This window comes from Streptomyces spirodelae (assembly GCF_017676385.1).
In the GTDB taxonomy this organism is placed as follows: Bacteria; Actinomycetota; Actinomycetes; order Streptomycetales; family Streptomycetaceae; genus Streptomyces; species Streptomyces spirodelae.
In genome coordinates, this window is record NZ_JAFFZN010000017.1 from 61,164 (window position 1) to 84,620 (window position 23,457).

The 23,457-nt window shown below is 69.0% G+C and carries 14 protein-coding genes; 5 read left to right on the forward strand and 9 right to left on the reverse strand.

Features of this window, described 5'->3' with window-relative positions; translation table 11 throughout:
- Positions 1-438: 438 nt before the first annotated feature.
- A complete protein-coding gene (locus JW592_RS18960) occupies positions 439-1,260 on the forward strand; it encodes a DUF4397 domain-containing protein (RefSeq protein ID WP_209266333.1) in 822 nt (273 codons plus the stop codon).
- A gap of 218 nt (positions 1,261-1,478) precedes the next feature.
- Complete coding sequence (locus tag JW592_RS18965; RefSeq protein ID WP_307805463.1) at positions 1,479-1,919, forward strand: class F sortase; 441 nt, start codon at positions 1,479-1,481, stop codon at positions 1,917-1,919.
- Positions 1,920-2,196: 277 nt separating this feature from the next.
- Here the strand turns inward: JW592_RS18965 and JW592_RS18970 are convergent, their stop codons facing one another.
- The 6 genes from JW592_RS18970 to JW592_RS18995 all read right to left on the reverse strand — a co-directional run bounded on the left by JW592_RS18970 (position 2,197) and on the right by JW592_RS18995 (position 10,706).
- Complete coding sequence (locus tag JW592_RS18970; protein ID WP_209266334.1) at positions 2,197-4,881, reverse strand: trypsin-like peptidase domain-containing protein; 2,685 nt, start codon at positions 4,879-4,881, stop codon at positions 2,197-2,199.
- A gap of 74 nt (positions 4,882-4,955) precedes the next feature.
- On the reverse strand, positions 4,956-5,294 hold the full coding sequence (locus tag JW592_RS18975; RefSeq protein ID WP_209266335.1) for a trypco2 family protein: 339 nt from the start codon (positions 5,292-5,294) through the stop codon (positions 4,956-4,958).
- Positions 5,295-5,572: 278 nt separating this feature from the next.
- Positions 5,573-6,880, reverse strand: a complete 1,308-nt coding sequence (locus JW592_RS18980; RefSeq protein ID WP_209266336.1) for an MFS transporter — start codon at positions 6,878-6,880, stop codon at positions 5,573-5,575.
- 258 nt (positions 6,881-7,138) lie between these two features.
- The gene (locus tag JW592_RS33400; protein WP_209266337.1) at positions 7,139-8,353 is read right to left on the reverse strand and encodes a PucR family transcriptional regulator; all 1,215 of its coding nucleotides are present in this window, start codon (positions 8,351-8,353) and stop codon (positions 7,139-7,141) included.
- 110 nt (positions 8,354-8,463) lie between these two features.
- The gene (locus JW592_RS18990; RefSeq protein ID WP_209266338.1) at positions 8,464-9,456 is read right to left on the reverse strand and encodes an ornithine cyclodeaminase family protein; all 993 of its coding nucleotides are present in this window, start codon (positions 9,454-9,456) and stop codon (positions 8,464-8,466) included.
- 299 nt (positions 9,457-9,755) lie between these two features.
- The gene (locus JW592_RS18995; RefSeq protein ID WP_209266339.1) at positions 9,756-10,706 is read right to left on the reverse strand and encodes a GlxA family transcriptional regulator; all 951 of its coding nucleotides are present in this window, start codon (positions 10,704-10,706) and stop codon (positions 9,756-9,758) included.
- A gap of 200 nt (positions 10,707-10,906) precedes the next feature.
- Here JW592_RS18995 and JW592_RS19000 point away from each other — a divergent pair, with 200 nt between their 5' ends.
- Positions 10,907-11,638: a DJ-1/PfpI family protein gene (locus tag JW592_RS19000; RefSeq protein WP_209266340.1), complete on the forward strand. Its 732-nt coding sequence runs from the start codon at positions 10,907-10,909 to the stop codon at positions 11,636-11,638.
- A 286-nt stretch (positions 11,639-11,924) separates the two neighbouring features.
- On the opposite strand, the gene JW592_RS19005 is transcribed toward JW592_RS19000, so the two are convergent.
- A complete protein-coding gene (locus tag JW592_RS19005) occupies positions 11,925-12,674 on the reverse strand; it encodes a CAP domain-containing protein (RefSeq protein WP_209266341.1) in 750 nt (249 codons plus the stop codon).
- A gap of 772 nt (positions 12,675-13,446) precedes the next feature.
- On the opposite strand from JW592_RS19005, the gene JW592_RS19010 reads away from it, so the two are divergent.
- On the forward strand, positions 13,447-14,298 hold the full coding sequence (locus tag JW592_RS19010; RefSeq protein ID WP_229376381.1) for a DUF4132 domain-containing protein: 852 nt from the start codon (positions 13,447-13,449) through the stop codon (positions 14,296-14,298).
- Positions 14,288-17,986: a hypothetical protein gene (locus JW592_RS19015; protein ID WP_209266342.1), complete on the forward strand. Its 3,699-nt coding sequence runs from the start codon at positions 14,288-14,290 to the stop codon at positions 17,984-17,986. The genes JW592_RS19010 and JW592_RS19015 overlap by 11 nt, the downstream gene beginning before the upstream one ends.
- A gap of 1,514 nt (positions 17,987-19,500) precedes the next feature.
- Here the strand turns inward: JW592_RS19015 and JW592_RS19025 are convergent.
- Positions 19,501-20,655, reverse strand: coding sequence for a hypothetical protein (locus tag JW592_RS19025; RefSeq protein WP_209266343.1), 1,155 nt, complete (start codon positions 20,653-20,655; stop codon positions 19,501-19,503).
- A gap of 268 nt (positions 20,656-20,923) precedes the next feature.
- Entirely contained in the window at positions 20,924-23,401 is a 2,478-nt protein-coding gene (locus JW592_RS19030) for an ATP-dependent Clp protease ATP-binding subunit (protein WP_209266344.1), read from the reverse strand.
- Positions 23,402-23,457 lie beyond the last annotated feature (56 nt).

The window sequence follows — 23,457 nt, forward strand, 5'->3', positions numbered from 1 at the left end:
GCCTCCGCCGTCCACTTTTCCCGCACCCTCACATCCCTGGCCGGCGCACAGTCCGTCACCTCCCTCAATGAAGCATCCGACCAGGCCGGACACCAACGGCCTGGGGGTAACTCATGCTGTTTCCAGCAGCCACTCACTCGAACGGCTCATTGTTTTGCAATGACAGCGGTGCTCCGTACAGGGCCGGTATTCCGCGATTCCCGGGTGCCTCGATACGGCGGAACGCCTCTGCTGCGTTGGTGCGACGCCGGGCAGGGCTCGAACGTTGGAGTGACGGCTTCGGGCGCCGATGTCGATGCTCGGCAAGCGCGCCGGCCCGATTCCGAGGTCAGGCAAAACCTCTCAGCGGGCCGGTACCTCCCTTGACAGCGCAGGTCCCCATCGCGGTCCCCGTCGTAGCGGTCGCCCAGTCACATATCTGCGAGGAAGGACATCGCTATGGTCAGGAGAATTCTCCGCATCACCAGTGCACTCACCGTCTCGGGTGCTCTCGGACTGGCGTTCACCCCCACAGGAGCAGCTGCGGCAGACGGAGGCACCGCGACAGTCACCGTGTTCCACGGCATACCTGACACGCCCGTGGATGTCTGGGCGAACGGCAAGGAGTTGATCTCCGACTTCCAGCCGGGTTCACTCACCGACCCACAGCAACTGCCCGCAGGTTCCTACGACATCAAGGTCTACCCGGCGGGCACGTCCCCTTCCTCCGGGAGCCCGGTGGTCGCCAAGCAGGTTGACGTGGCCGCCGGGGCCAACGCCACAGTGGTCGCGAACCTCACAGAAGGTGGTCAGCCTGCGCTGAACGCCTACAAGAACGATGTGTCACCTGCCCCCGGCGGCAAGTCCAGGCTGACCGTGCGCCACGTCGCAGCGGCTCCCGCCGTGGACGTCCGCGCCGACGGCCAGGCCGTCTTCAAAGACCTGAAGAACCCCCGAGAAGCCTCTGCTGAGGTGCCGGCGGGAACTGTCAACGCCGACGTCACCCTCGCCGGCACCGACAAGGTGGTCATCGGCCCCGCGAAACTCGACCTCGCCGATGGCGCCTCAACCGTCGTCTACGCCTGGGGCAGCGCCAAGGACAACAACCTCGCGCTGAAGACCCAGACACTCTCCACCGGCGGCAAGGCTCCGGGGCCGCCCGCGGCAGGCGTATCCGGCGCGGCGGCCTCCAACGACGACACGGCGCTGTACGCGCTGGCAGCCGGCGCCGCGTTCGTGGTCCTCGTCGCCGGCGCGCAACTGGCGCACCGGCGGCGGTGACCCCTCGACGAAGGCCGGTGCGGCCGAGCCACGGTCGCACCGGCCACCCCCGCACATGGTGGGCCCTGCTGGTGGCTGCGCTGCTCACCTCGGTCACAGCGCTGCTCCTGACCAGCCTCTCACCCGACGCGCCGACAGATTTCGGCCCCGCTCTCGGGAAGCGCCCTCCAAGAGGAACCCCTCAGGCGGAGCCTGGCAGCCGCAAAGCGGGTGTGCCTGTGCGCCTTGCCCTGCCGGCCCAGGGCGTACGAGCCGACATCGTGCCGGTCGGCACCACCCGTACCCACGATCTCGCCGTACCCTCAGACCCCGACGACGTCGGCTGGTATCGCTTCGGTGCCCGACCGGGAGCCTCATCCGGCGCCGCGGTCCTCGTCGGTCACGTCGACTCCCGCTCAGGAGCCCTGGGGGCGCTGGCCTCGCTCAGCTCCGCCCAGCGAGGGGACAGGGTCACCGTGAGCGGAGCAAACGGCGGACAGGTCCACTATCGCATAGTGGGGCGCCGTTCCGTGGCCAAGGCAGCCTTTCCCTCCCACCTGTTCCGTACCTCAGGACCTCCAGCTCTGGTCCTGATCACCTGCGCTGCCCCCTTCGACCCCGACCACGGCGGGTACCAACGCCTTCTGATCGTCACCGCGGTCCCAGCCGGGCGAGGGTGAGCGCTACCCCGCGTGTCGCCTGCCAGCAGCCGTGACCACGGTGACCTTGCTGCGCGGCCACGATCTGACCCACGCCTTCGACCACGCGTCCCGCACCTACGACGGGCTCACGGCCCTGCACCCGGTTCCCGCGCTGTCTTCCGGTCCGGTTCTGCGCCGAGGGGGCGTCATCACCGGTGGCGACGTCGATGAACAAGGCGTGGCCCGGTCGCGTCGAGGCCGGCGAAGATGGCAGTCGCCGGGCTCGACGCGCTGCTCCGGCCGCCGTGCAGCTGGGTCATCGAAGTCCCGCCAGCGGGTCCCTGGCCCCCAGGCGCCCGCAGCGGTTCTGGATCTCGAGCCCTCTCGCAAACGCCACCCACCCCTCTCTGTCCTTGCCCAGGTGGTCTTCGAGCATGATGCCCCGGTCGATCAGGACGCGGGCCAGGCTGGATGCGTAGGCCCGGTTGGCCCGTGCCAGGCGGAGATAGCCGTCGACAGCTGCTCGGCTCGCGACTTCGGCCTCGCTGTAACGCTCAAGTCTTCGCAGGACGACGGACAGGCGGAAGTGGGCCTGGGCGAGGTAGGACTCGTCGGCCGACCGGTTGGTGCGCACGCACTGTTGTTCCACGGCAACCGCCTCTTCCGCGACGGTCAGGGCCTCGTCGTAGCGGTCCGCCTCACAGAGCAACTGCCCCCAGTTGTACAGGGCCGTACCCAGGCCGCGTTCGGCCTCGGCGTTGTCGTGTGCCCGTATCAGGCGTCGCTCCAGGACGACGGCCTGCTCGATGACCGTGAGCGCCTCTTCCCTCCGGCCCACGTCGCTGAGGCGGACGGCCAGTTCGTTGAGTGCCAGGGCGTAGGCGGTCGCGTTGCCCGCGGGGTCCGTTGCGGCCGGTTCGCGGTAGGCGGCGGCGAGGCGGTAGTGGAGAAGCAGATCGAGCGGAGCGAGCGGCTTCGGCGGCGGGTAGGGAAACGCCGCTGTCGCGGCTCTGAGGAAACGCAGACTCGGGGGTGCACTCTTGAGGGCTGCCTCCAGAGCACCCAGGACGGGCGCCGCTTCGTCGGAGGCGAACCTGCTGCCCGATCCGAGCGTGCCGATGGCGCGGGACAGAACGAGGACGGCGCGCAGACGTTGGTCGTCGGTGGCGTCGGGCCACAGTGCCGCCAGCGTGCCGTCGTCGGGGTCGGCAAGGTGGGAGACGGCGTGGTGCTCGGCTACTCGGTCGGGGTGCAGCGAGCCCCAGTAGTGGCCCGGTGGCGGCGGATACAGCGTCCGTAGCCACTCGGCGACGTCCGTATCCCGGGTGGGTGGCAGGCCGGGCACGTTCCGGGTCAGTGTGAGGGCTTCGGTGCGGGTGGCGGCCCCGAACAGCACCGCCCCGGCCACCGCGCGCCGCAGCGTGGTGGCACGCAGATCGTCGAGCCGGAACATCGGCGAGGCGGCTATGCCTTCCCAGTACCGCGCCTCGTGGTCGAGGAGAAGTTCCTCCACCGGTTGGTCGGGGCTCCTGCCCACGGGAGCGGGGCCGCTTTCCAGCAGGGCTACGAGGGCGGCCATCTGCGTTTCCAGAACGGAGGGGGAGCGGGCAAGGCCGTGCGACGGCACCTTGGGCGGCCTGACGGTCTCGGCCAGCGCCCGCCAGTCCGTCTGCGGCAACCCGGCGACGTGCCCAAGGAGCTTGGCCAGGTCTCGCGCGGCAGCGGTGAAGGCCGCTGCGTGCGCGGTGGGGCCGGCCTTCGACGGCAGCAGGGGCTTGAGCGCCAGAGTGGGGGCCGTACGCAGGATGGCCCGGGTGTCGGGCCCGGCACCCAGTGGCTGGGTCTTCCACTCGCCCTCGGCTCTGGAGATCAGCAGCAGACGGACTCGGTGGCGGGTTGTGCGTTGGTGCTCGATCAAGCGGCGGATCAGGTGGGGCAGCGTCTCGGCGTAGTCGACGACGAGGAAAAAGGGCGAGGGGGTATCCAGTACGCTCCAGTTTGGCCCGGGGCCGTCGGGGCAGTCCGGAAGGTCCACGCGCAGTTGGGCGGCGAGCCAGCCCTCCTGACGCAAGTTCGTGATCAGTTGGCGGGCGAGGCGGGTCTTGCCCTGGCCTCCTGGGCCGGTGAGCACGCGCACCGCGAAGGCGTCCGGGTCGGTCCGGCACCAGTCGAGGAGCGCACGGAGTTCCTTTTCCCGGCCGTGAAAACGGACGGCTTCGGCATCGGCGCGCAGCACCATGGCCGGCGAGCACAGGTCGCGGGCGCAGGCGGCGGGTGCGAGGAGGTGATCGGGTTCGACGGGTTCGAGCAGCGGGGGCCAGCCGGTGTGCCGGGCGACAAGCTCGCAGAAGACCGGATCGCCGAGCAGGTCACGGGTCCTCGTGGCCGTCAGTCTGCTGCCCACCTGTGCTCGTCGGTCCTGGGCAACCACGCCGACCAGCAGGTCACCACACAGCAGGGCGGCACCCGAGAATCCGGACCATCCGCTCACCCCCGCCCCGCGAGGCGGTGTGAAAGCCGGGAGGGGTTGGGCGCTCAGCACCTCATAGCGCTGGGCGAGACGACCGCTGCCGGGGTGGATGTCGCCGCTGAGCTGTTCGTCCAGGCGGCGGCCTGCATCCTTCTGCATTCGCGGGTAACCGCAGATGGTCACGGGATGGGGGCGGACGCCGATGAGTTGACCCCAGCGTTGTGCCGGGCGCGTACGCAGGTCCCCCATGGATTCGGGGGGCCGCCATGGGCTGGTGGCCGCTATCTCGAGGAGGGAGGCATCGATGGTGGCGTCTCGGCGGTGCCACACCGGGGTTGCCGGTACACGCTCACCGCCCGCCTCCGGGCGGCGCACCGTCACCGAGCCGCCGCTTGGCCCGGCTTCTTCCCCGAAGACGTGTCCTGTGGTGAGCACGAGCCGCGGTGCGACCAGGTAGCCGGTGGCCAACGACGTGGTGTCGGGCCGCAACGGGGTACGGACCCGGACCTGTACTACACGGTCAAACTCCACGTGGCCCCCGTGACCGTTGCTCGGGCACGTGCCCGCCCGACACGCACCGCACCTGTCGGACTGTCAAGCGCGCGCTACGCGTCGTCCTCGTCGCTGTCATCGTCGCTGACGTCGATGGCGCCGCCGTCGGACAGATGCGGTGTCATCGGCACCGTCAGGGTATGGGTGGCGGTACGTGTACTCTCGCGCTTGCCTCCCATGCCGACCACGCTGAACCGCAGGCCGCCGTCGGCGCCACTGGTCCGCGCGAGCTCCAGGCCGAGTTCGAGGGTGATCTCGCCCAGGGTGAAGCGCAGTCCGCCGTCCCCGTTCATGTCGATCCGCTGCTGGGCCTCAGCAATCTGATCCCGCAGCAGCGTGATCGCGTCCGCCAGATCCAGCGCTTGCCCCGCCGCACTCCCGTCACCCGTCATTCCTCGACGCCCCTCCCACCGGTGTTCCGCAGTCTTCCACTTACCCGAACTGCCCCACCGGCCACACCTCTTGGGCGTCAGCGGCACGGCAGGGGCGCGCTCGCTCAGGGGTGCAGCGGGGTAGGGATGTCGCGGCGTGGTCGTCGGAACAGAGTCCGAGGTGACCGCCCGGAAGAAGCGGCGATACCGGGATGCCGCCGGCCGGGGTCGGGACATTCGTCGGCGTGCCGCGCAGCGGCGGAGCTGGACGGCACGCCGTTCGAGACTGCCCGGGGGTCCTAGTCGAGGGCTACGCCCTTGGTCTCGGGGGCCCATGCGAGGGAGGCGACCGTTCCGACGAGCGGGAAGACCGCGGCGATCAGCATGGTTCCGCCGACTCCGACATGCTGCAGGGACAGGGGGAGCAGGTAGGTCGCCAAAGCCGCGCTGATGCGGCTGACGGCCGCAGAAAAGCCGACGCCTGTGCTGCGCACCCGCGTCTCGAAAATCTCACTGGGGTAGACGAATTGGATATCGCTCGCCGCGGTGGCGACCAGCGTGAACAGACCGAACGCGACGACGAGGACGGGCAGCGGCGCGTGCGGCCACACCCCGATGAGTACGAGCCCGACCGTCATGAACGCGAAAGTCGAGATCACGAAACTGCGGCGGGTGAGTTTGTGCAGCAGCCACAGGCCCAGCACCGCACCGATCAGCTGCAGCGCGTTGACCCACAGATCGGCTGCGTGGCCGTCCGCGATGCCGAGCCCTTCGGCGATCGGGACGACGAAGGTGAATATGGCGAAGAAGGGTGCGACCTGACAGAACCAGAAGAGCCCGGAGTACACCGTCCTCCGCCAGGTACGGGCGGTGAACAGCGTGGAGAGGCGGGTTGTGCCCGCTTCGATGGCGGCGGGGTCCGGCAAAGACACGTCGTCACCGAAGTGTCTGGCGACGATGGCCGCCGCTTCGTCGTGGCGGCCCTTGGCCTGCAGCCATCGCGGGGACTCCGGCAGCCGGGTGCGCAGCAACAGGACCACCAGTGCAGGAAGCGCACTGCTGGCAAGTAGCAGCCGCCAGTTGTCACCCTGGTACAGGCTGCCGACCACGAACGCGGCGACGAAACCGACGATCCAGGCCAGCTCGATGGACCCCAGCAAAGGGCCCCGGTGTCGGCGGGTGGAGAATTCCGCGAGCAGGGCCGCCCCCACGGCGTACTCGACGCCGATGGCCAGGCCGAGGAGGACACGGACGGCGACCAGGTCCCACATTCCGACCACGAACAATTGGGCCAGCGACAGAGCGGCAAAGGCGATCAGGTTCCACAAGAAGACCTTCTTGCGGCCGTAGCGGTCGGCGACGCGCCCGAAGCACAGACCTGCGACGAAGATGCCCGTCAGGGCGCTGGCAGCGATCAGGCCCTGCCCCAGTGCGCCCAGGTGCAACTCGTCGGCCGCCGGGCCGATCGCATGACCGATGATGCCCAGGATGTAGCCGTCCAGGGCGGCACCACCCAGCGTGCACACCGCGGCCAGGAGGTGCACCTTTCTGAAGGGAACCTCGTCGATGCCGATGCCGGGGGGACTGGCGGCTCTGGTATCAGCCATGGTTACTCACCTGCGTCTCGTAGTCGTGCCCGGTCGTCCCACGACGTGAGGCACTGTCCACGCCGCAGATCACGTCATCGCCGGGCTGCTCGTAGTTTCCGCGCGGGCAAGGTGCGGGACATCCGAGCGGGTGCGGAGAAAACCGAGCCGAGTTCCTCCCCCGGGCGGAAGCGCTCACCGCGCGTATGCGGAGGCTGAACGGGAGGGAGTCCGGTCCCCGCGCGGCGCTCCGGCTCGCAGGCTGCGGTGGCAGGACCCCTACGGCTGCAGGAACGGCCGGAGGGAACTCTGCCGCAGGGCACGGCGGAGCAGCGCCGTGTGCAACACGGTGCGGGTCGGACCGTGGGTGAGGTCGACTCCGCTCTTCTCCGAGATCTGAGAGATGCGGTAGTAGAGCGTGGAGCGGTGGATGAAGAGCTCGTTCGCCGTGCTCGGGGTGTCGCCGGAGTGGCGCAGGTAGGCCAGCAGAGTCCGCTGAGTCCCGCCGCTGGTGTCACTCTCGACGAGCGCCATGAGCCGGTCGAAAGCGGCGGGCGCCGGCCTGTCCATGTGCTCGACGAACATGTCCACGAGGAACCCGAGCTCGTCCCACTGGACGGCGAGGTCGGCTGTGAGGAGGGCATCGGCGCAGAACGCCGCGATACCGGCCTGGGTGTACAGGTCCCGCAGGTCCTCGACTCGGCCGACCGAGCTGAGCCCCGCGGCGCCGAGGCCGTCGACGGTGCGGAGCTCGCCGGCCAGGGCATGCGGGAATTCCGCCGGGTCCCGGTACTCGGCGTCGGGCCGGCTGATGCCGACCAGCAGAGCGGGCTGCCCGGCGATATCGAGGCGGCAGACTTCCTCGATCAAGAACACGCGGCGCAGCCGCCACACGCCCGTCTCGACGCTCTCGGCGTCGAAGCGGGTATCGGTGACGCCGATGTCGCACGGCGGCCCGGTGATCACGGTGAACGCATCAAGGGAGGACAGGTTGTACCGGGTGTGCAGGGCTGCGAGGGCCGTCTCGGGTCTGTTCCGCTCGATCACGTCCGTGTACAGCGTCGCCATCGAGCCCTGCCGACGCTGGACGTGGGCCCGCCGTTCGAAGAGCACCTCGGCGAGTTCCTCGCACGTGGACCGCACCGCCTCGTCGTTGACTGCCCGGCCGGACGTGAAAAGCCACAGGAATCCGAAGAGCTCGTCGTCCCTGCGCACCGGGTAACACAGCCGTTCGGCAAGCCCGAACTGTTCGTTGGCCGGGATACGGACCGGCCCGGTGGCTTCCGTCAGGCCGAAGGAGACCAGATAGCCCTGCACGTCACGGCGGGCTCGGCGGTGCTGAAGGACATACGTGCGGTAATCGTCCTCGTCACCGAAATAGCGGCTGACGGCGATCAGGTTGCCGTGCGGATCATCGAGAGCCACGGACTTGCGCAGCGTTTGCGCGAGGTCGTCCACGAAATGCTGGACGGTGTCGACGAGGGAGCTGGGCACTTTGTGCACTGTACGCGTACGCATCACCGACTACCACGACCCGCCGACAGGCCGAGAGCCCCGGCGCCAGGCGGCAGCGGGGCCCTCGCCAGCTGTTGACTGGTGGCCGGTCACAAGGGCAGCAGAGTGCCGACGCCCCTGTCGATCGCTCGCTCGTGAATCAGCTTGCCCATGGCGATGTCGCAGACGGCCATGCCGATGTTGCTGTTGACGACGATCTCGTCGGCACTGGTGCGGCCGGGCCTGACGCCGGCCAGGACCTGTCCCGTCTCAGCGGCGATGTCGGGCAGTCCGCCCGGGAAGTACCCCATCTCGGCAAAGAGTTCGTGTTCGTCGGCGGAGTCCACGATATAGGTGCCGCGCGCGCATGTGGCAGGGTCCCAGAAAGTGTTGAGGTCGCATGGGAGGATGGTCTGTCCGGCACTGACCCACTCGTCCTTCGCGATGCTCTGAGGCTCCCGGAGGATGACGGTGGCGGAGCTGAGGATTTCGTTCTCCTTCACGACCGCCTCGACCGATGTGCCTTTGACGAGCTTGACTTCGACCTGAGGCTGCAGCTCGGCTATGAGACGGTCGGCAGCCTCTTCGCGGGTGTCGTACACAGTTATCGACTCAAGGTCTGTGAGCAAGGTGTCGGCGTAGCGGACGTGCTCGCGCCCCTGGATGCCACAGCCGAACATTCCGAAGGTCCTGGCCCCGGGGTGGAGGGCCTGTGCCGCCAGCACGGTCACAGCGGGAGTGCGGTGAGCGGTCAGCCATGCGCTGTCGAACAGGGAGATGGGTACCCCTGATTCCACATCGTTCATCACCTGCAGGCCGGTGGTCTGCGGTAGAGCGAATTTCTCCGGATTGTTCGGATAGCACTCGATCCACTTCATCCCCACTGCGCCGAGGCCGGGCAGGTACGCCGGCATGGCGTGGAAGAACACCTCGGGGTAGGGGTGCACCCCGACCTTGGCGGGCATCTCGTAACGCGCACGGCCGTGCTCCACGAGGGCCCTACGAACGGTTTCGAGCACGTCTTCCCGTGAGATCCCCAGGCTGATCACCTCTTCCGCGGAGAGGTAGCGGAACTCCTTGCCGAGCTGTGGAGAAGTGGACATGCGCTGACTCCTTCAGGTGATGGAGGGGACTCCCTGATCAGCAATCCTGAAAGGCTGTCCCACCCCACGCATCCGACAGCCGACGCAAGGAGCCGCTGCCTTTCCGCCCACGGTTCGAATTTCCACCACGGTCACCGTAGGCATCTGTGGTGATGGCCGCCGCCTGAGAGCGCGGGGGCTCCGGTGGTCAGCGCGGCGCGGCGCGACGGGTGCGCAGACATCAGCACTCCTGGAGATCTTGACAGTCCTGTGGGGAGGGCAGCCCACCTTGCCCGGCCGGCACAAGACGCGGGATCCGCCTACGCGGGAGTTGTGCCGAAACGCGCTCGATACGCCGCCGGAGGCGCCCCGAGCAGGCGCACGAACACCCGGCGCATCGTCTCGTCAGTGCCGAACCCGCAGGTGCGGGCGATGGTGTCCACGCCGGCGTCGCAGGACTCGAGCATGGCCTGCGCTGCCTCCATGCGGACGCTTTCCACGTACTGCCCGGGGGTGCTGCCGACCTCGCGGCGGAAGAGCCGGTTGAGGTGGCGCTCGCTGACGGCGAGCCGCTCGGCCATGGCGGCGAGGGTGTGGTTCCCTCCGGGATCGGCCACCACGGCATCCAGCACCCGCCGCAGCCCGGCATTGCGGGGCGGGGTCACCGCGCTCCGCACGCTGAACTGCGACTGGCCGCCTGGGCGTTGCAGGAAGACGACGAGGTATTTGGCCGCGGTACGCGCTACCTCAGGGCCGTGGTCCTCCTCTACCAGCGCCAGCGCCAGGTCGATGCCCGCGGTGACCCCGGCCGAGGTGATGACGGGGCCGTCGCGTACGTAGATGGCGTCGGGCTCCACCCGCACCTGCGGGAAGCGCCTCGCGAGCATCGCGCACTCGGCCCAGTGCGTCGTGGCCCGCCTCCCGTCGAGCAGCCCGGCCTCCGCCAGCAGATACGCGCCGGTGCAGGCCGACGTCGTACGCCGCGCGCCCGCGCCGAGGCGGCGTACGTGTGCGATCAGCTCCTGCGGATGCCCGTGGCCGTTCACCGTCGGATAGCCCGGCACCATCACCGTGTCCACGGTCTCGGGGACGTCCTCTACCGCCAGTTCGACCCCCAGCGGAATCCCCGTGTCGCTCACCACCGCACGCCCGCCGAGCGAGGCGAGCCGGACCCGGTAGCCGCTCCCGTGCAGCACCTGCACCGGACCGGCCACGTCGAGCAGCACCACGCCGTCGCCTACGACCACGACCACATCGCCCTCGGTCTCCACGCTCCCCAGTCTTGACGCCCGGCCGACATGTCCTCAAGGACCAGCAGCCCACACATCCGGACATCCCCTTCCATCCGGCTCCGGCCCGAGGGGAGAGTCGTCTGGCCCGCGTTCCACAGCTCGGAACCAGCGCAACTCGTGACGCCGGCCAACTCGCTCCGTCACGCCTCCGACCCCGACCGATCCAAGGAGCACACACCATGCAGCGCCGAAACGTTCTCCGTACGGGCGCCGCGGCCACGGCCGCGACCGCGCTGAGCCTCGGCACCTCCAGCGGCGCCTCTGCCTCCGCCCCCGCCGCCGAGCAGAAGCGCAAGCGCACGCGCGAACTACGCGTGCACACAGTGCTGTTCGACGCAGTCGAGGAGCAGGACTTCGCAGGCCCCATCGAGGTGTTGGGCATCGTCGCGGATGCCGACAAACGCCGGATCAAGCAGAGCTTCGTCAGCGCCGAGGGCCCCCGAACCGTACGGACGTCGTCCGGCATGCACATCGACATACGCGACCCCTGGGCCCCGGAGGACGCAGACGTCCTGCTCGTGCCGGGCGGGGGCTACGGTAAGGGGTCCGGGGTCGACGACGAGATCAAGCGCGGCGTACTACCACGCGCACTGGCCGAGGCCGAGCGGCCCGGGCTGATCATGGGCGGGATATGCACCGGCGTCATGGTCATGTCGGCGGCGAAGATCACCCGCGGCCGACCGTGCACGACGCACTTCGCGGCTCGCAAGGATCTCGCCAAGCAGGGCGGGAAGCTCACGTATGGGCGCGTGGTGGACGACGGCGACCTGATCACCTGTGGCGGTGTCACCTCGGGTCTCGATCTGGGCCTCTGGCTCGCCGAGCGCATCTACGGCCCGGAAACCGCGCTGCTCGCCGAGATGGTCCTTGAGTACGAACGCCGGGGCACCGTGTGGCGCGCGGAGGGCTGACCGCAGCGACGGGGCCTGTATCAGGCTGGAGCTCGGTGGCCACCTGGCCCTCGTCGCCGGCCTCAAGGCCGACGGCTCCTGACTGGGGACTCAAGCTCTCCTGGCTCTCGCGCAGCTGCGGATCGGAACACCGTACGCCCGGCTCGCGACTGGTTCCCGGATCGGGACAAGTCTCGGCCGGCTCACCGGCCCCGGCCCGGGTCACGGCCCCGGTCCTGTGCTGACTGATCACCGGTGCATCCTCCTTGATCGGGAGTTGCACAGCACGATTCACGGTCCCGACGGGTCAGCGGGCGGTGGCGAAGTCCTGGGTCCAGTAGTGGCCGGGCTGGGCGTGGCTGACGCCGATCTCCTTGAAGTCGCAGTTCAGGATGTTGGCCCTGTGGCCGGAGCTGTTCATCCAGCCCTCCATGACGCTCTCGGGCGAGCTGTAGCCGTAGGCCACGTTCTCGCCGTAGGTGCTCCAGGAGTACCCCGCCCGCTCGATGCGCTCGTCGGGGGAGGATCCGTCGGACCCGGTGTGCGACATGTTGCTGTGCTCCGCCATGTCCTCGCTGTGGGCCTCAGCGGCCTTGGTCAGCCTGGCGTCGACCGTCACCGGCTTGCAGCCGGCCTTGGCGCGCTCCTTGTTGACCAGCTCGACGATCTGGCCCTGGAGACCGGAGGACCCTGACGCCGGGGTGGCGGGAGTCGACGTGGGGGCCTTGGAGGACGGCGCGCTCGACTTGGTGGTGGCCTTGGCCGGAGCGGTACGCGTAGGGGCCGCGGAGGAGGCGGGGGCGGACTTGGTGATACGCGGCGAGGCAGTGGCCCGTGCGGTGGGCTCGGACCGGTCGCCGCGGTGCTTCCCCCGGTGGTCACCCCGGTCCGCGTCGGTGTGCGGGCTGGTCCGCTCGCCGCTACGCGCCTCGGAGCCCGTGCTGTCCTGCCCGTCCAGACAGGCCATGGCAACGGAAGGCACACTCACGGCAGCGACGGCCATGGCCGCGACGGCTATCTTCCGGCGGCGCGTCTTCTTGCTGCGGTGCTTGCTCATACGTGACCTCACTCGGTGATCGCAGACACGCCCTCCTGCCGGCGCGCCTTGCGGGCCGTCATCCTTAGGGCCACCGAAGGCGCGGGGCAACACGTGTTCGGTCCCGAGGAGCTTCGTCGTGACACACGTGGCTTGCGCTTCCCGGCGAAGCGTGTTGGATCCGCCTTCACGCGTTCATCACGGCACTGCTACACCGTCAGAACGCCTGGCAGCGACGCGAGTGGCTGCCACGCCGCTGCGGGGCGGACGTCATCGCAGGCCCGAGCAGATATATCCACCAAAGTGGAAAAGTTCTCTTGCGCCGCCCAAGAGATATCGACCTTCGTGTGCCTTTTGAGCCCTGGATCGATGTGACAGATCTCATGGCATGGCAGGGCGCATCTGCCGTGCATGTCCCCCGGGCCGAGGGCGGCGCTCCGTGCGGTGGCCGGGCAGGACCCCGCACGCGGTACCGGAGTGATTGCACGCTGAGCGGTCGGACTCGGTCCAGAGCACCGGCGGCCGACCGAGCCAGGTCATGCGCCAGACCGTTGACCAACCGCATCGGCCGACGCGGCGGGCCGAGGTGCGCACGACTTCCGCGGACCCTCCGAGCCAAGCGCGCAGCCCGCCTCACGAACGTGTCCGGGTTCATCGCGCTGACCCGCTTGGGAAAGGAGGCGGTCTGGGACACCGCAGCACAGCGCGGGCCCGCCTGGCGCGACGCCGCATGCCCAGGCTGACTGTCATGCGCCCAACTGGGTTGTCACAGAGGGCTGACACGATGCGGAGCATGTCAACCTCGCCCGTGTGGCTTCCCGCCGTCCCTGACCACGAACTGGCCCTGGACGGAACCACTCTCAGATGCCGTAAGTCCGACGGCCGCGTGCTGCGGTCAGTCCCCAGAGCCGTGCGCAGCAGCTCGACGGGCGAGAAGCTGTCCGAGTTGCGCGAGCGGCTGGTGCGGCACGAGGGGGAATGCCGGTCCACCGTGGAGTCCTGGCTGTTGGCCGGCGTTCCGGTACCCGCCGCCTTGCTGGCCCGCGTGTGGCCGGACCCGAGCTGGCGGTCCGTCCTCGAGCACCTCGTAGTGGTCGTCGACGGGCGGACGGGCTTGCTGACGGAGGTGACCGGGGAGGGTCGTACCCGCTTGGTGGACCAGGACGGTACTCCGCACACCCCGCCGGTGGGCCCGGTGTCCCTGCCGCATCCGGTCCTGCTGTCCGACGTCGGAAAGTGGCGGGAGGTGCTCGCCGGCCAGGACGCCGTGCAGGGCATCCCGCAGCTCGCCCGCGCGATCCACCACCGGCCGGACGATGTCGACCCCGAAGCCACCAGCCTCGACGACTACGCCGGGGGTGAGTTCGAGGAGTTGCGTCACGCCACCGTCCGCGCCGCACGGTACGGCTTCGTCATACGCGGCGGTTTCGCGTCGCTGCGGACCACCGACGGTGGCGTCGGTCTGCAGGCCCGCTACTGGCTGGGGGCCGACGATCCCGGCCTGCCCATCGAGACCGGACGGCTCTTGTGGGTCGATCCATCCGAACGGCCCGTCGCGCTCGGCGAGGTCGGTCCGGTGGCCTGGTCCGAAGGCGTACGCATGGCAGAACTGATCCGTGCAGGAGGGACGACCGATGACCAGTGACCGCGTCGCACTGGACACGGGCCTGGCGCCCGCTGGTACCTCGGGCGGTGAGCCGGTCACCGCGCGCCGCTACACCCACCCGCTGCTCGGCACCCGCCCCGTGGTCCGACTGAGCGGGCAGACTGCCGCGCCCGGCGAGGACCGGGTGCTGGCAGCCGCCGGGTTCTCCGCACCCGAGATTGGTGCACCGGTGTCGGCGGTTACCGCCAGGGAACCCGGCTACCCGGCGTGGGCTCTGCTGCACGACCCTGCGCACGCCGACGCCGCCCTGGCGGCGGCGCCCGAGATGGCGCGCGCCGAGCGGCTGGCCGGACCCAAGCCTGGACCCGCGCTCGACCGGTACGGACAGATCGCCGCGACGCTGCCGGACTCCCACCTTCCCGCCTACTGGGAACAGGTCGGCCGGGCCTTCATCGCCGCCGGCCGCCACCGGCAGGCTGCGATGATGTTCGGCCGGGCACGCCAGGCCGACCAGTACCTGCCGTCCGTCGATCCCGTCAGGCAGCGCGCGGTGTTCTTGGAGTTCGCCCTCGCCGGGGCCCTGTCGGTCAAGGACATCAAGACCTACGTCGCAAACCTCGGCAAGCGCCGGGGCGATCCCGTCGCGGCCTACCAGGAGCTGCGGGAACTGGCGGTCCGCCGCACGCTCGGCGGCCTGCCGCCCTGGCCCGAGATGCTCAAGCAGCTCACCAAACTGGCCAAGGCCGCCGGCCTCGACGTGGCGGCCGAGCACGGGTCCCTGCTGGAAACCCTCGTGGAAGCCCCGGCGCTCTGGCGGGCCGCGGACGGCTTCTGGACCTCACAGCGCAAGACCTGGCTGGCCGCCGTCGCCGCCTCGGACACGGTCAAGAGACGGCTGGTGTGGCACCTGCTCGACCTCCCGTACTCGGACATGGACGCCTGGTGGGTCGCCCTCCTCGACGAGGCGGACGCCTTCGACCAACTCGGCGAGGACACCGGCCGGTGGCTGACCGCAATGCTCCGCCGCTACCGCGGACCTGACCGACGCCCACCCAAGGCCCCCGGGGCGCTGCTGGACCTGCTGCCGCGCCTGGCCGCGCGGATCGGCCCGGAAGAGGGCCCACTGCGCCTCGGCAACGGCACCGCGAAGGAGTACCGCATCGACGCGGCGGTCATCGGCGGGTGCCTGGCAGCGGGCATCCCGCTGCCGGACCCGGATCCGAAGCTGCTGCTGGGGCGCTGGTGGGAGCACGACCGCGGCGATCTGGAAGCGCTGACGGCCGATGACCGATTCGCCGACCCGCTGGTCCATTCCCTCCTCGCGGACACGTGGTCCGACGAACGCTGGAAGAGGGCATGGACGATCGAGCCACTGCGGCCCTTCCTGCGCAGGATCATCGACGACCGACTGAACTGCGCCACTTCCGGCACCCTCCAAAGCGCTCTCGACGCGTTCGACTGGCTCTACGGAACACTGTCCCGGCGGGCGGTGGCCGAACTGCCCGGCCTCCTCGACCGGCTCGCCGGCCTCGACTTCGTGGCCCCGCTGACCAAGACGCTCCGCGCGGGCATCCTCGACGAGCTGGGCTGGGACGCCCTGGACAAGGCCGCCGGCGAACTGACGGGCGAGGACAACTGGTGCCGGGCCAGCTGGCCGATCCTGACGGTGCACGACCGCCGCAAGGCCATCGCGATCGGCCCCGGCGGCCGGATCGCGGAGCACCGGCTGGTGGTGCCGCAGGGCGCCAGCCAGTTCAGCTACGACGTGCGGGCGTTCTTCTCAGAAGGAGAGTTCCAGGTCTTTCACGCCGTCAACCGGGACCAGAGCGTGTACTGGTCCGGCGCGCCGGGCGAGATCCATACGAAGGACGAAACCTCGTGGAAGTGGCGGTTCGGCGAGAAGACGCGCTCCGGCTACACCTTCCTGGGCCCCGGCGCCCGGCGGTTCATGGGCCACCGGCTGCTGACCGTGGGCGATCGCCGCGTTGACCCCGAGGGCCACATGTTCCACGACGGCCGGACGTACTGGTGGTACACCGGCGTGGACAAGGAATCCCGGGTGGTTCGCCCCATCGACCTGTCCACCGAGGAACTCGGCGAGCCCGGCCTGCCCGCGTTCCTCGACCCGTCGCTGCTGGGTCAGGACGAGGGCTGGCTGATCGAGCACGCATCGCTGGCCCCGGTCACTCCCGGCACCGGCGCCTCGCCTCTGGGCACCGACGGCATACACCTGGGCTTCAGGGTCGCCTACGACCGCAAGACGGGACGGATCCGATACCACCGCATCGACGGCGTCCACGGCACCGCTCTCCCGACAACCGGGTCCCTGCCGCACGCTCGCTGGTCGGCCAAGCCCCCCGTCCCCTGGGGGCTCCTCGACGTTCCCTGCTCGGACCGACGACTGCTGCTGGACGGCGGCTACGACGTCACCGCACGCGATCCGGAAACCGGTGCGTCGCACTGGCGCGTCTACATGATGGACCAGGACTGGATCGTCAACCACGCGTCCCCGATGGCCGCGGGCACACGGCGCATGCCGCCGAAGGCATTCTGGCACTTCCTGACCCCCCGTGACCTCCCCGGCTCGCGGGCGCTGCGGGAGATCTCCGAGGACACCGTGCGGGCACTGCTGGCGGCGACGTCCACCTCCGCGCCGGCGCTGCGCAAAGCCCTCGGTTCCCTGCTGCCCCAGGTCGGCCATCAGTTACTCCTGGACGGCCTCATGGGGTTCTTCCAGGAGACCAACCGCCGGATACAGCACCGGGACCGGCTCCTGAAAGTGCTCGGCCAGCAGGCCGCCCGGCTGCTGGAGGTCGCCGAAGGGGACGTGGACGGCGCGCTGGACGGGCTGGTCAGCTTCTACTCCGAGGGAACTGGCGGGACGGTACGGCAGATCGAGCTGGCCTCGGCGTTCTTCGCCGGCTCGATCGACAGCGAGTCGGCCATGTCCCACTGGGCGGTCCACGGGAGTCATTATGACTGGACGGAGCTCGTCGGCCGCATCGGCGGCCTCGGCATCCGGGCGGCCAGCGCCGTCACCCCCGCCGAGCATCGCGCCGCGGTGATCGGGCTGCTGCGGTTCTGGGCCTCCTCGCCTCTGAACGATCCGGGACTGCACCGCGGTCTGTTGGACCCAGGGGAGAACGGAGACGAGGAGCCCCCGGTGGCCCGGTCCACCGCGCAGGGCACACTGCTGCCGCTGGACATCGCCATGCACTTCGGCGATTGGGCCCGCTCGCAAGCAGGCAGGAACTACAGGATCAAGGCGTTTCTGCAACGGGGCGACATGCCCCGGCCGGAAGGATTCGTCGACATCCGGCCGGTGGCCCGAGGCTGGGCCACCAGCAAGCGGCTGCGGCTACTGGCCGACGAGTTGGAGCGACGCGAACCGGTGCCGTTCGACCCCGACGCGGCAGCCCGCCTCGCCGAGACCGCCGGTCTCGACCACGCGGAGGCAGCGTTGTGGCTGACCGGCCTGCCCGGAGTCGACGCCGGCGGTGCCCGCACGTTCCGCACCGACACCCGTCTGTCGCCCGACGTCCGCGCCGCCTTGGGGTTGAAGGTGACTGAGACTGCCGACGCATGCGACAGGCTGTGGCGGGTGCCCGCCGAATCCCGCCTGGAACTGTACGACGCGGCGATGCCCAACGACCCGGGACAGCTCTGGAACCAGCACATGATGGTCGAGCGGTTGGCAGAGGCATTCCGAGGGCGACCGTCCGGCTGACGGTTCCGGTTTGCTCAGGGGGCGGGAGGCGATCAGGTGCAGCACGACCGGCGACGGAGCCGTCTTCCCGACATCGCCTCCCGCACGTTGGGATGACGTCGTGACCGCACCCGTTCCCCACCCGGAACGCACACGAGCGGAGGTGTTCCGCCGGACGAGGCCCGGCGTCGTCCGAGTCGGAGATCCGGCGGGCGGGGGGGGGGCGGGCCCCCCGCAGTCCGTCTCGGCGGGGTCCACGCCCTGGCGGGCCTGGCCGACGACGCACCCACCCCTGGCAAGGCCACGACCTCGACTGCACTGGCGTCGTCTTCGACGGCGCCGACTTCTCCGGCGCGGTGTTCTCCGGCGGCACCGTCGACTTCTCCGCAAGGCGGGTTGTTTTCTTCGGAAGCGAAAGCGAAGAGTCCGCAGAGCGGATAGCCTACCGGGGGATTCCGCCCCAAAAGGCGCGTCCCGGAGGGGCAATACGAAGCGCACCATCCCGAGCGACAAGCGACGCCACACATCTGCCGCTGAACTGATGCCAGTGGCAGGTGCCGACGCTGACCGGCTGGAGCAGCATTACGGCGGCTCTACCGACCTGCTCTTCTCTGAACCGCCCAAGCTCAGCGTCGAGGACCAGGCGACCCGGGCCCGGCTGGGCGAGCTCCTCGACGGCGGAATGCTCACCATGCTCCAGACAGCGTCATTCCACGGAGGACGCAAGACGGCGGATTCCGGGAACGGAGGCCCTGCACTTACTCTGACGCCCTGACAGTTTCAACCAGCGCAAATCCAGCGACCGTACGGATAGCGACGGATGATGACAGGCGACGACGTATCAGTTTTACCAGCGACCATCCAGCGACGAGAATCCGGGCGGGGCGGCCCTGAAAACGGGGCCACCCCGCCTGACCTGCTGGTTTGACTAGCCGCAGACGATCAGTTTTCGATGCGCGCTACACATTGAAGCGGAACGTCGACGACTCGGCAGCCACCTGCGAAAACGCGTCGCCGCGGCACAGCAACCAGCGCACAACCAGCAACCGTCGACGGTGCTGCCCGAAGCCCTTCAGGCCGCCGATCGCTTGCTCTCGGATACATCGCAGCTCCCCCGAGGGGCAGCGTGACTCGTGAAGGCGGGTAACGCTCCGCCCCTGAACGCCGACCGCTTCCGAGGGACGCCGGACAGCCGCCGGCCGGAATGCGCACTACCGAAGTGTTCCGCTGGTGTGCAGATAGGCGAGGGTCATGGTGACGATCTGAGCAGTCAGATCGGTGGCGTCGAAGTGCGGGTCGCGGCCCATGAAGCGATGGGTCAGCGACTCCACCGTCGCCAGGACGAAGCGGGGGTGAGCCCGCCTCCCGTCAGGTGGGCCCGCCCGTGCGAGCGGAGCCACCCTGACGGCCGACCGAGCCAACCGGTCCACCGATCTACCGGCTCAGCGCCCCCGCCGGCACCGCCCCCGGGGCCGCCGATGTGCAGGCGTCCGTGCATTACACGTCGTGGCTCGTCGGCTCGAGCAGCTCGAAGGTCACCTTGCCGCTTCCTTCTGTCCTCTCTCCTCGGGCAGCGACTGCTCGTCCCACCGATAGGTGTACGCGGCTTCCCGCACAGCCTCATTGCTTTCCCAGCCGGCGCCAACGGCCTCCCCGACTGTGGCCAGGGAGCTGGTCAGCCAGACGAGTTGCCACTGATCACCCGGCGAGACCGGATGCTGGAGCGCATCGGCAAGGAGAGAGGAGGGGATCAGAAGCATGGATCCGATCCAGGTCAGTAGCAGCAAGGTCGCGTACAGGGCGAGGACGCCGATTCCTACCGTCGCGACGGTGACCACGTTGAACATGATCACTTGCTCACGCGCTTGGGGCCGGGGGCTCCGCTCCCATAGTTGGGCGCCGACAATGAGCGTGCAAGCTGTGGTGAGGATGGAGGCCACGGTGATCAAGCTGAGACGCAAGGGTCCCAGGGCGTCCCCGAGGCGCCAGATATCGCTGGTGACCAGCGCCAGTGCAGCCGTTCCGAGAGCGGTGACAGAGGCCCGGGTGAGGTGCATGCTCAACCGCCAAGGCCGGTTGGCACGCAGCATGCCGCTCAGGAGCCGGATATTGCCGGCGACCACTCGCGCCACCATGCGAACCGCGACATCGTCCGCATCGACCTTGTGGCCGAGCTCCCGCACGCGGCCCAGCACCGTGGCGGGAAGCCGTGAACGCGCCACCGCGCCGTGCTGGTCCACCTCCAAGGCGGCGACGTCTCCGACGAGGGCCGCCGCGAGACGGATGACGGTCTCGGCGAGCCGCCGCCGGATCGCCACCGCACCGAGGGCGGGCATCGAGACAACGGCGACCGAGTGGCTGACACTGGCATGGGCGACCACGGGGCGGCGTGCGGTTTCGAGTGGGGCATCCGTCACCAGGACCGTAAGGTCCCAGCCCTCCTGTAGCAGTCGCTGCCGTCCGATTGAGATCATCTCGGTCACGTCTGTCGGCAGGGCGGTGAGGCGTTCCGAAACGCATCGGAACGTCCATCGCACGTGGGGCACCCGGGCAGCCATCCGGTGAGAGAACTCCTCCTCCCTGCCGCGGACGAGTTCCGAGGCCATCCCGGGCGACGCCACCACTCCCACGAGGATCTCGGCCACGTCGTGGTTTGTGTCATCGTCCAGCGGATGTTCGACGGTCGGCATCCGCCCAGCACACCTGCCGTCGTGATAGGAGTCCAGCGAACGCACGGCTGGACGGCTCTGATCACCGGTTCGTGCCTCGTTCGCCATCCCGGCCTTGGGCCACTCGCCGTAGTGAAGGACATCGCTCCGGGTTTCGCTTCAGCAGCGCGACCTGAGCAAATGTTGCATCACAGGGCATATGCCACGATGATGCGGGAGCACCACCTGAGCCCAGACGTATGGGGTCGAGGCCAAGGACCGGAAACAATCGGCATGGGCGCTGACAGCCTCAGTCACTCGCCGTACCCGAGCCTTCAGAGCTTTTGACGGAGCAGGTCAGTTCACCATCTCGGACATCGCACACCACCGTGTCCCCGGAGCCTGCCGTGCCATCGAGCAGCATGTTCGAGAGCTGGTTGTCCAGCTCGGACTGGAGCGTGCGGCGCAGGGGCCGAGCGCCGAACTCCGGCTGGTGGCCACGGTTGGCCAGCCACTCCTTGGCAGTCTCGGTGATCTCCAAGCCGACGCCCTGTGCGTGCAGCCGGCGGCGGCTGCGTTCCAGCAGCAGATCGACGATCCGGATCAGATCGTCCCTTGCCAACGCGTGGAAGACGACGACATCGTCGATCCTGTTGAGGAACTCGGGCCGGAAGTGCGCCCGCAGTTCGGCCATCAATTCGTCTCGGATGTCGTCCACCGATCCCTGGTGGTCCAGGATGCGGTCGGAGGCGATGTTGCTGGTCATGATGACCACCGTGTTGCGGAAGTCGACCCTGCGGCCCTGTGCGTCCGTCAGGCGGCCGTCGTCGAGGACCTGGAGCAACAGGTTGAAGACGTCCGGGTGTGCCTTTTCCACCTCGTCGAAGAGCAGGACGCTGTAGGGCTTGCGGCGTACTGCCTCGGTGAGCTGCCCGGCCTCCTCGTAGCCGACGTATCCGGGCGGGGAGCCGACGAGCCGGGAGACGGTGTGCTTCTCCTGGAACTCGCTCATGTCGAAGCGGACCATCCGGTCCTCCTCACCGAAGAGCAGCTCCGCGAGTGCCTTGGCCAGCTCGGTCTTGCCGACCCCGGTAGGGCCGAGGAAGAGGAAGCTGCCGGTGGGACGTTCCGGGTCGCCCATGCCCGCACGTCCGCGGCGTACGGCCTGGGCGACGGCGGTGACTGCCTCGTCCTGGCCGATCACACGCTTGTGCAGGGCCTCCTCCAGCTTCATGAGCCGTTCCCGCTCGGTCTCGGTCAGTTGCGAGACAGGAATGCCGGTGCGCACGGAGAGGACCTCGGCGATGTCCTCGGCGGTGACATCGGCGACCTCCGCCCGCTCGTGGCCGTCGTGCTCGGCCAGCCGGCGTTCCGTCTCCTGAACGCGCTGCTTGAGCTCCGCCGCGCGCTCGAAGTCCTCCGTGCTGACGGCCTCGTCCTTCTCCCGGTTCAACTTGGTCAGCTGGTCCTGGAGCTCGGTCACCTCACTGTCGCCGCCGACGCCGCGCAGCGCCACCCGCGCTCCCGCCTGGTCGATGAGATCGATGGCCTTGTCGGGCAGAAACCGGTCGGTGACGTACCTGTCCGAGAGGGCGGCTGCCGCGTCGATGGCCTCATCCGTGATGCGCACCTGATGGTGTGCCTCGTAGGAGTCCCGCAGCCCGCGCAGGATCTCAACCGTCTCCTCCACGGTGGGCTCGCGCACCATGACAGGCTGAAAGCGCCGCTCCAAGGCCGCGTCCTTCTCGATGTTCTTGCGGTACTCGTCGATGGTCGTGGCACCGACAAGACTGAGATCGCCGCGCGCCAGAGCCGGTTTCAGGATGTTGCCGGCGTCCATGGCTCCCTCGGCACCGCCTCCGGCTCCGACAACGGTGTGCACTTCGTCGATGAACAGGATGACGTTGTTCTCCGTCGCGGTGACCTCGTCGACCACCTTCTTCAACCGTTCCTCGAACTCACCGCGGTACTTCGACCCCGCCACCAGCCCAGCCATGTCGAGAGCGACCACACGTCGCCCCTTCAACACTTTGGGTACGTCGTCGGCCGCGACCCGTTGCGCCAGGCCCTCCACGATGGCCGTCTTGCCCACGCCGGGATCCCCGGTCAGCACGGGATTGTTCTTCGAGCGACGGGAAAGAATCTCGACCGTCTGTTCGATCTCCTCGGCCCGCCCCACCACCGGATCGAGCCGCCCGCTACGGGCCTCCTCCGTGAGATCACGGCCGTATTCGTCCAGGGTGGGCGTATCGCTGTGGCCTCCGTTGGGCCCCCGCTGCCCCTCCAGTCCCTCCCGCAGGGCTCTGGGCGAAGCCCCTTCCGCGCGCAGCGTCTGTCCGGCTGGAGAGTGTGGGTCCTCCAGGAGCGCGGCCAGGATGTGCTCGGGTCCGATGTAGGAGGAGCCGACCCCCTGGGAACGTGAGTGTGCCTCCAACAGCGCTCTCTTGGCGGCCGGTGTAAGGGAAGGCTCACCCGTGCCGGTGCCCGACGGCAGCTCCGATTCACCCTCCCGTGCCAGTTTGTCCGTATCGACACCGGCCTGCTGGAGCAGATGCCGGGCCGACGGCACCTGCGTGGCGGCCCACAACAGATGCTCGGCATCCAGGTCGGAGCCGTCCTCGGCCGCCCGGGTGGCGGCAGCACCCAGCAGCTCGTGCGCGGAATCACTGAGCAGGCGGCCGATCGGCACCCGCTGGACGGCCGGGGGAGAGGCCGCCGGGCTCATACCGAAGAAGCGGCTGAAGAGCTCGGAGAACGGGTCGCCGGACCCGAACGGCGAAGTCGTCATATCGATCATCCGATCCGGCACGGGTACACACGACCGCTTGCCACCCATGCCATAGC

What these genes read in the sequence shown, in the direction of transcription:
- JW592_RS19000 (WP_209266340.1), top strand. Translation starts at nt 10,907, where the DNA reads ATGCAGCGCCGAAACGTTCTCCGTACGGGCGCCGCGGCCACGGCCGCG.
- JW592_RS18990 (WP_209266338.1), bottom strand. Translation starts at nt 9,456, where the DNA reads ATGTCCACTTCTCCACAGCTCGGCAAGGAGTTCCGCTACCTCTCCGCG.
- JW592_RS19015 (WP_209266342.1), top strand. Translation starts at nt 14,288, where the DNA reads ATGACCAGTGACCGCGTCGCACTGGACACGGGCCTGGCGCCCGCTGGT.
- JW592_RS19010 (WP_229376381.1), top strand. Translation starts at nt 13,447, where the DNA reads ATGTCAACCTCGCCCGTGTGGCTTCCCGCCGTCCCTGACCACGAACTG.
- JW592_RS19025 (WP_209266343.1), bottom strand. Translation starts at nt 20,655, where the DNA reads ATGCCGACCGTCGAACATCCGCTGGACGATGACACAAACCACGACGTG.
- JW592_RS18975 (WP_209266335.1), bottom strand. Translation starts at nt 5,294, where the DNA reads ATGACGGGTGACGGGAGTGCGGCGGGGCAAGCGCTGGATCTGGCGGAC.
- JW592_RS18960 (WP_209266333.1), top strand. Translation starts at nt 439, where the DNA reads ATGGTCAGGAGAATTCTCCGCATCACCAGTGCACTCACCGTCTCGGGT.
- JW592_RS19030 (WP_209266344.1), bottom strand. Translation starts at nt 23,401, where the DNA reads ATGACGACTTCGCCGTTCGGGTCCGGCGACCCGTTCTCCGAGCTCTTC.
- JW592_RS18980 (WP_209266336.1), bottom strand. Translation starts at nt 6,880, where the DNA reads ATGGCTGATACCAGAGCCGCCAGTCCCCCCGGCATCGGCATCGACGAG.
- JW592_RS19005 (WP_209266341.1), bottom strand. Translation starts at nt 12,674, where the DNA reads ATGAGCAAGCACCGCAGCAAGAAGACGCGCCGCCGGAAGATAGCCGTC.